Source organism: uncultured Dialister sp. (genome assembly GCF_900538805.1).
GTDB lineage: Bacteria > Bacillota > Negativicutes > Veillonellales > Dialisteraceae > Dialister.
Genome location: NZ_UPZP01000099.1, coordinates 1 through 8,070 on the forward strand (window position 1 = coordinate 1; position 8,070 = coordinate 8,070).

The window sequence follows — 8,070 nt, forward strand, 5'->3', positions numbered from 1 at the left end:
GGCAGCGAAAACCAAACAACCTCGCTTCGCTCGTGGAAATGCACCCCTATTCCCCTACGGGGACTTCCCCCGGAGGGGGAAGTTTTCTTGCCGCTATACAAAGAGCAGCTTAAGTTAGCACAAGGGTAAGCGGAGAGCAAACCTCCCCCTCTGGGGGAGGTGCCACCGAAGGCGGCAGAAGGGGTGCATTTCCATCGCCCGCCAGGGCGGCTCCCAGTTTTTATTATAATAATGGCGCCTTTGCCATTTCCTCCAGTTTCCTCCTGTCCGCTTTTCCTGTGGAGGTACGGGGGATAGCGGGAAGCACGATAAACCTTGAGGGGATTTCCCAGGCCTTGAGGCAGCGGGAAAGGATTCGTACCATGTCTTTCCTATCCGGCACGGTTCCGGAGAGAAAGGCGACGAGGGTATCGTCGCCGTTTTTCTGTTTCAAAGCCGTCACTTCCGCGTCCTCTACCCCTTCCACCATGAGGAGGGCGGAAAGGACTTTCTGCCTTGGCACGTGATTGCCCTGGACATGGTACATGTCTTCCCGGCGCCCCAGGAAGTGGAGTTCTCCCTTTTCATCCAGCCGTCCCAGGTCATGGCAGGTGTAGGGCATGGAAATGCCTTCGATGCCATAGGGTGTGTCCACTGTGATTTCTCCGTTTTCGATGGAAACCTTCACCTTGGGAAAGGGTTTCCCCACTGTATCCGGCGAAAGGAGGATGTCCTTTCCTTCGGTGTAGGAAATATAGGAGAGTTCCGAGGCGCCATAGTAAAGAATCACTTTGGCCGCCGGAAAGCGTTCTGTGAGCCGCCGGTACAGGGAGGCCGTCATGAGCTGGGAGCCGGTGAGGATATGGGTAACACTGCCTGCCTCTCCTTTGACTTTGGACAGCGGCGAAAGTTTGGAGGGAATCATGTACACATGGGTGATTCCCTCTTTTTGTATGCGGTCCATCCATGTTTTAGGGAGAAGACGGCTGCTGCCGTGGAGGGAGGCGCCTTCGGAGAGGAAATCCATCACCATATTCAGGTTCCCCGTGAAGGCCAGGGAGCCGTGGAAAAAGAGGCGGGAATGGCCGTCCACCCTGAAAATTTCATCCTGCAGGGGAAAGAAATCGGTCCAGCTTTCATCCCGGCGGTAAAGGATTTTAGGAAGGCCGCTGCTGCCGGAAGTAAGCACGCCAAAGACACCGGAAATCAGGGCTTTTCTGTCCCATGTCCGAAAAAACAGGGATTGCCCTTTTTTCAAAGAAAGGGAAGGAATCTCCTCGTCAGAAAGAAATAGACCTACCGGCTGTTTTTCCAGGAGGGCTGACAAGTCCTCTTCCTTCAGATATTCATGGTACAGAACCGGCACGCCGCCGGCATAGGAAAGGGCCAGGAAATAAAGAAGCTGCCTTAAGGGCCCGTGCAGGTACAGAGCGGTAAGTTTTCCTTTCACCTGCAAGGCAGACAATTTTTCTCCTTCCTCTTCCACAAATCGGAGGGCTTCGCCCCAGGTCATGGTCATCTCATCGCCCCGATAGAAGATGTCATCCTTCTTTTCCCTTCCCCATCGAAGAAGGTATTCATAGCATTTCATGCTTTCACCTCCAGCGGCAGGGAAAAGGAAATATGCTTTTCTTCCTTCCAGTCCCTTTCATCTACGTGACGAATCAGGATGGCCTCTCCCACGCCGCCGGCAGCGGGAATGGAGGCGGCCCCCAGGCGTCCGCCCTCCTTTTCCAGAATTTTCATGAGATGAATCATGATTTCCGCACCGCTGGCGCCATAGGGGTGCCCATAGGCCAGAGCGCCGCCCCAGCGATTCAGGCGGTCCGCCACATCTTTGTGCTTTTTCCTAAAGGCAGCACTGATGACCGCAAAGGCTTCGTTGTATTCAAAGGCATCCACATCACTGTAAAAAAGCCCTTTATCCCGGAGAAGGGATGAAACTGCCAAATCCGCCGAAAGCGGCGGCACCGCGGGATCGGCACCAATCATTTGGAATCCTTTGATTTCCGCCGACGGCAGGAGATGTCTTTCCCGGAGCCATCTTTCAGAGGCAAGGAGCACGAAGGCAGCGCCGTCATTGATGGTACAGGTATTGGCGGCTGTGAGGATGCCGCCGGGAAAATCGGTGACCCGAGGCGCCCTTTCCAAGAGCTTTTCAGACATACGTTTCCTGATGGCCTCATCCCGGCTGCTGCCGAAAAGGGGAAGAATCACATCGGAAAGGAACCCTTCCTCTGCTGCCTTCTTCGCCCTTTCCTGGCTTAAAAGGGCCGCTTCGTCCGCTTCCTTCCTTGTGATTCCCGCCGCTTTCGCTGCCCTTTCCGCTCCCAGCAGCATGGCATCATCGCCAAATTCGCCGGGCCTGAACTGGGCTGCCGTGAAGACCGGATTTCTAAGATGGCTTCTTTCATCATTGTCTGCATACCGCCGAACGGGCTGGAGAGACGCACTTTCTGCGCCGCCTGCCAGCACGGCGTCCCACTCTCCTGCCATAATGGAAAGGGCTGCCATATGGATGGCTGCCAGGCCGGAAGCGCACTGGAGGTCAATGGTAAAGGCCGGCGTCCTCTCCGGAAGTCCCCCTTCCAGAAGAAGCAGCCGCCCCAGATTTCCGCCAGGCCCCACGGCATTACCGCAGATGAGGGCGTCCGGGCCGGCAAGGCCATACCTTTCGCAAAGCGCCTTCGCCACAGCGCCTCCCAGTACCTCGGGCCTTACATTTTTAAAAATGCCGTTCCGTATACCGATATGGCTCCGAAGGCCGCCCACCAGAAATACCCGATTCATTCCATCACCGCCTCAAAACACAATACATCGGAAGACCCGTAAACCCTATTTCCCGCTTGTTTCAAATACACCGCATCACCTGCATACAGGGGATGGTGGAAATGGATGCGGAGCCTTTCAAAATTTTTCCTCTTCATAAGGGCAGAGGCAATCTGAAAGCCGCTCACCACAGGACGGTGGGACTGATGGATTTCATTGTGATCCCCCAGGGCCAGGCTGAAGGAACGTACCTCCTCTTCAGAAAAAGTGTGCCACCAGGTTCCCTTATCCGCCCTTTTCTTCCCCACCGTTTTTCCGGAGAAAGGAAAAAGAAGGATTTCCATGCGCCCGGTCCCCTTCACCGCCCGAATCCTGATGATTTTTCTTCCGGACCAGGAAATTTCACAGGGTCCATCGGTCTCTCCCTCACCTTTGCTGTATCGGAGCTCTCCCATCACCATGCCCTGCCACTCGTCCTCCCAGGCCCTGCAGAGGGCTTTCATCAATTCTTCCATATTTTCTCCCTTATAAAAAAAGCGGAAGGTTTCCCTTCCGCCATATATATTAAAATTCTCCGACCAGTCTTCTTCTGTACTTGCTCACCAGGAAAGAGGCCAGCAGGATTTTTGCAAAGTCTCCGGGCAGGAAGGGGAACATGCACATGACCATGGACGCCCAAATGCCGGTGCCTGTGAGGAACATGAACCATGCCAGCCCCATGATGTAGCACACCGCCGTGCCTGCAATGGTGGCAGCCAGCATGTTCTTGAAGGAATAACCCAGCTTCTCCGATACCAGTCCCACCACGAAAGCCATAGGCGCAAAGCCGATGATAAATCCGCCGGAAGGCCCGGCAATGACGGAAAAACCGGCGCGCATCATGGAAAATACCGGCACCCCTGCCATGCCAAGGAGCAGATAAATCACAATGGCCAGAAGACCGTACCGCTTGCCAAGGAAACCGCCTGCCATGAGTACCGCAAAGGTACCAAGAGTAATGGGCACCGGCTGGATAGGAATGGTAATCTGGGAGCACACCGCAGTAACTGCGGCAAATAAAGCACATAAAACCTGCATACGGATAGAATGATTCTGATTCATAATGACCTCCTGTTGATGGATTCATTATAAAATCATTCGATTCGTTTGTCAACTGTCTACATTATACAGTTTACAAATGATGACGATTCCCCTATTCTATTGTGCCCCTTTTGGGTTCAAAGGGTTCAGAAGGTTCAAAGGGTTCAGAGGGTTGTGGATTGCCCTGCGGGCAATGAGTTTTAGAATTCCGCTTCACGGAATGGAAAACCTTCACAACCTCGCTTCGCTCGTGAAAATGCACCCCTATTCCCCTACGGGGACTTCCCCCGGAGGGGGAAGTTTTCCCTATGCTTAACATTTATCTCTTACGTTATGAACAACATTTCGGTGAATTAGCCACCTCCGGTGGCTTTTCCCCCTTTGGTGCCTTACGGCACCAAAAGGGGTGCATTTCCCTCGAGCCAAAGGCTCGGTTTGCCTGTTTCCCCTCGCCCGTAAGGGCGGTTGTATGGTTTTATCATACTGGCGCCCCTTTATTTTCAAAGGCGCCCTCCACCCCCTCTGAACCCTGTGAACCCTTTGCACCCTCTGAACCCTCACGCCCGAAGGGCGTGTCCATAAGAGCGCCTGCCAGCCTCGATCCCGGTCCCGACTTCTAACCCGGTTCCATCACTCATAGAGCACCGGTATCCAGTAGGCCTCATTCCCTGCAATCTTTTCTTCGCTGAACCTTGCATAAATGGCAGACGGTTTATCTCCCAGCATAAAGCAGGAGAGGGTCACATAGCCTTCCAGTACGCCCACGTCCGTTTTGGTCACGATTTTCTGCTGCGGCACGTACTGCTGCACCAGGGAGGAATCGCTGTCCCGGCACACCACGTCTTCCGGGTCTTCTACTTCTTTTCTGTAAACGGTCTCTCCTTTTTCATTGATAATGTCAATGCCCCTTCCTTCCCTGCCCCAGATGGGCTTTCGAATCCAAAGGGAAGGATTCTTTTCATCCATCCGGAAGTCCCGCATGAAGAAGCTGGCGGGAATGTAGTTTCTTATGATTTCCTGTTCCTTTTCCGTGAAGAAGGCATGGTCTTCCATGAGGGCGTAGAGAAGGGCCTGGAATCCTTTGGACTGCATGATAATGGATTCCGGCGGGTTCATCATGTGGAAACGGTGATTCACATAGCCTTCCATCATCAGTTCTCCCAGGGAAGAGCCGTCCTGGTCCGCTGTTTCTTCGATGAGGATTTCCATGGGATGCATGCGGTAGAGGAAGGAAATGGTCCTGCCGTCAGGAAGGGCCACGCTGCCGTCTTCCATGACTGCCAGGTTGTAGAAAGATTCAAAGAGAATATGCGGTCTCACATCCTCCGGCACCGCTTCCCTCATGGCATTCATAAGAAATTTCGTGGTTCCGAAATCTTCGATGTAGTCATGGAAACAGGAAAAGAGGATGGGATGAGCTTCCAGCTCTTCACTGCTCATATTTCCACAGCAGCGAAGATACACATCCAGAAGGAAGCTGCGGAGACCGTTCATTTCAAAGGCATTGGGATTTTCCTTGCCGAAATACCGCCCCGCCACGCCGTTGGCATAGTAGGCCTCGATTTCCGCGCAGGGGGTGTCCGCATTGATTTCCACCATGCGGATGCCCCCTGTTTTTTCATCAATCACGTAGTCGAACCGGGAAATCCAGGTGGGCAGGTCCTTCATGGCATTGCCGCCGTGGAGATATTTCCGAAGCTTTTCGGGAATTTCCATATCATCCATGAAAGAATCATCACATTCCATGGCCCGCTTCACGGCCTTGGCAAAGATTCTATACAGCGCCCCGCTCACGCGGCGCACTTCTTCGATCTGCTTTCTTGTCACAATGAGGGGCAGGTGGGTGGGATAGCGGAAAGGATAGCCCGGATATTCCACGTAGGGAAATATGTTCCTGTCCAAATCATCCATAAAGGTCTTTTCCATCAGGATGCGCCTCCTCTCACGCCGGCGCCGCCAAATCCGGTTTTACCACCGGCAGGGGCCTTCACCGTGGAATTTCCGGAAGATTTGCCGGATTCATAGGTAGAGTTCTTATTGCCGGCATAGGTGCCTGTGCCGGCGCCTCCTGCATTCTGCTGCTGTTTCTGCTCCGTATAGGCAGGCCTGTCATTCAGCACGCTGCCGGTGTTACGGTCATAATGGCCGGAGTAGCCCGGCAGGCCGTGGAACATGAAATAGCTCATCATGAGCAGCGGCAGCAGGCTGGAAACGCCGGACACGTACTGCAGATTGTCATTCTCGTCCCGCCGGAAGGTCACTTCCTCGCCGTTGTCGTATTTGGCGGTCTCCGTGCCATCTTCATTCTTCACCAGGTGATAGGTCCTGCCGTTTTCATCCTTCAGCTCATCGCCCTTATCCTTTTCTTCCTGTCCGCAGCCCGCCATCATCACCGCCGCACCGCTGACCGTCATAAAAGCAGCCAGAATGGCCGCTGTCTTTGCACTTCGATACATAGGGTCTCCTTTGTCTTTATTTGATGAAATATGATTTGTTCTTTATTTATCATACCATATGGAGGGATTTCCAGTTTCTTGTTTTTTATTCCGTATCAGATTCTCTCATCCAATACAAAAGCGGCGCCCCTGAAGGCGCCGCCTGCTTTATGGAAGATTATAAAATTACAGCATGCCCAGAAGGTCGTTGAGGCCTTCGGTCATGGTGGGATGGGTGTAAATGCTGTCGCGAAGGACAGTATATGGAATCTTCCGGTCCATGGCCAGTCTCACCAGATTAATCATTTCATAGGATTCCAGGCAGAAGAAATGGGCTCCCAGAATAAGTCCGCTCTCCTGATCCACAATGATTTTGAGAAGGCCTGATGGATTTTTCAGTACATGGGCTTTAGGAATGGCGGCTGCCGGCATGGAGGCAGTCAGAACTTTCCGGCCCGATGCCCGGGCTTCTTCTTCCGTCATACCTGCCCTGGCCAGCGGCGGGTCCAGAAAAAGGGCGTATGGAACGGGGCCGCGGTTTTCTGTGGTTCTCTTAAGGTCACCGGTGAAATCACTCTTCAGGATGCGGAAGTCATCCAGGGAAATATAGGTAAACTGCATGCCTCCCGTCACATCGCCTGCCGCCATGATGTGGGGTTTGGAAGTATGAAGGCGGCTGTCCACTTTCACTGCTCCCCGAGGCGTCATTTCCACGCCTGCTTTATCCAGACCAAGGGAAGATACATTGGGCCGCCTTCCCGTGGCTGCAAGCAGGGCATCAGCATGAAGGATTTCTTCCCCATCCTTTGTCTTCACATGAATTTGGGCTCCTTCCTTTTCATCTTCCACCCGGAGAATATCTGCTTCTTCCAGAATGCGGATGCCCTGTTTTTCCAAATGTGCTTTCACTGCCGCTGCCATGTCCCTGTCTTCCTTCGGAAGGAAAGCAGGGCCTTTCTGGATGACAGTCACCTGGGAGCCGAAATTATTATAGTAGGACGCAAATTCCAGACCGATATAGCCGGCTCCCAGAATCACGAGATGACGGGGCAGTCTTTTTTCATCCATCAACGTTTCACTGGTATAAACAAAGGCGCTCCGATCAAGTCCTTCCACCGGCGGCATGACAGGGGTTGCACCTGTATTGATGACAATATGCTCCGCCCTGATGATTTCTTCTTTTCCATCGGAGGAAATCAGGATTTCATGGTCATTCACAAAGGATGCTGTGCCATCATATACGGTCACCCCTGCCTGCACCAGCTTGTCATAATTTTTCCTGCGGAGCATGGCGGTGAGACGGTTCTTCTCCTCCACCGCCTCGGCATAGCGCTTTTCTTTTTCCTCCCAGGTCCCTTCCCGCTCATGGGACAGACGGGCACTGTATTCCAGAGATTTACTGGGTATGCAGGCCACATTGATGCAGGTGCCGCCATACCGTTCTTTTGATTTCTCAATGAGTGCCGTTTTTACACCCCTGGACGCCAGAAAGGAAGCGAATGTTTTTCCGGCCTTGCCAAATCCGATAATTACATAGTCATAGACTGTCATAGGTTTCCTCGTTTCTTCTAAATAGGTAAATCTAAAAATATCTATTTGTATTTTACAATAGGAGGACAAATGATGTCAATGGGCAGGGCTGATAAGGTAAGGTAAGTCCGGATTTCATCGGATATGCAGCTGCAAGCGGTCAGCGGACAGCCGACAGCGGCCTTCCTATTTCTTTACGAAAGCACTGATTAATTCATAGAGTTTGCTTTTATAAGAATTTTTATGCACTGCTTCGTCATGAGGCTCCTTAAATAGC

The 8,070-nt window shown here is 52.6% G+C and carries 7 protein-coding genes; all 7 read right to left on the reverse strand.

From position 1 onward, the window contains the following. Window positions 1-223: 223 nt before the first annotated feature. On the reverse strand, window positions 224-1,570 hold the full coding sequence (locus QZQ29_RS08000) for an AMP-binding protein (protein ID WP_296962129.1): 1,347 nt from the start codon (window positions 1,568-1,570) through the stop codon (window positions 224-226). Beyond that, on the reverse strand, window positions 1,567-2,769 hold the full coding sequence (locus QZQ29_RS08005; protein WP_296962131.1) for a thiolase family protein: 1,203 nt from the start codon (window positions 2,767-2,769) through the stop codon (window positions 1,567-1,569). The genes QZQ29_RS08000 and QZQ29_RS08005 overlap by 4 nt, the downstream gene beginning before the upstream one ends. Further along, window positions 2,766-3,263 (reverse strand): MaoC family dehydratase, encoded by a 498-nt coding sequence (locus QZQ29_RS08010; protein ID WP_296962133.1) that lies wholly within the window; start codon window positions 3,261-3,263, stop codon window positions 2,766-2,768. The genes QZQ29_RS08005 and QZQ29_RS08010 overlap by 4 nt, the downstream gene beginning before the upstream one ends. A gap of 49 nt (window positions 3,264-3,312) precedes the next feature. After that, complete coding sequence (locus QZQ29_RS08015; RefSeq protein ID WP_296962134.1) at window positions 3,313-3,849, reverse strand: biotin transporter BioY; 537 nt, start codon at window positions 3,847-3,849, stop codon at window positions 3,313-3,315. 609 nt (window positions 3,850-4,458) lie between these two features. Next, window positions 4,459-5,754 carry a glutathionylspermidine synthase family protein gene (locus tag QZQ29_RS08020; RefSeq protein ID WP_296962136.1) on the reverse strand — a complete coding sequence of 432 codons (1,296 nt, stop codon included), beginning with the start codon at window positions 5,752-5,754 and terminating at the stop codon, window positions 4,459-4,461. Then, a complete protein-coding gene (locus QZQ29_RS08025) occupies window positions 5,754-6,284 on the reverse strand; it encodes a hypothetical protein (RefSeq protein WP_296962138.1) in 531 nt (176 codons plus the stop codon). The genes QZQ29_RS08020 and QZQ29_RS08025 overlap by 1 nt, the downstream gene beginning before the upstream one ends. Before the next feature lie 165 nt (window positions 6,285-6,449). Further along, entirely contained in the window at window positions 6,450-7,814 is a 1,365-nt protein-coding gene (locus tag QZQ29_RS08030) for an FAD-dependent oxidoreductase (protein WP_296962140.1), read from the reverse strand. Window positions 7,815-8,070 lie beyond the last annotated feature (256 nt).

Excerpts from the sequence above, each read along its gene's own strand:
- QZQ29_RS08000 (WP_296962129.1), bottom strand. The coding sequence starts at position 1,570 with ATGAAATGCTATGAATACCTTCTTCGATGGGGAAGGGAAAAGAAGGAT.
- QZQ29_RS08005 (WP_296962131.1), bottom strand. The coding sequence starts at position 2,769 with ATGAATCGGGTATTTCTGGTGGGCGGCCTTCGGAGCCATATCGGTATA.
- QZQ29_RS08010 (WP_296962133.1), bottom strand. The coding sequence starts at position 3,263 with ATGGAAGAATTGATGAAAGCCCTCTGCAGGGCCTGGGAGGACGAGTGG.
- QZQ29_RS08015 (WP_296962134.1), bottom strand. The coding sequence starts at position 3,849 with ATGAATCAGAATCATTCTATCCGTATGCAGGTTTTATGTGCTTTATTT.
- QZQ29_RS08020 (WP_296962136.1), bottom strand. The coding sequence starts at position 5,754 with ATGGAAAAGACCTTTATGGATGATTTGGACAGGAACATATTTCCCTAC.
- QZQ29_RS08025 (WP_296962138.1), bottom strand. The coding sequence starts at position 6,284 with ATGTATCGAAGTGCAAAGACAGCGGCCATTCTGGCTGCTTTTATGACG.
- QZQ29_RS08030 (WP_296962140.1), bottom strand. The coding sequence starts at position 7,814 with ATGACAGTCTATGACTATGTAATTATCGGATTTGGCAAGGCCGGAAAA.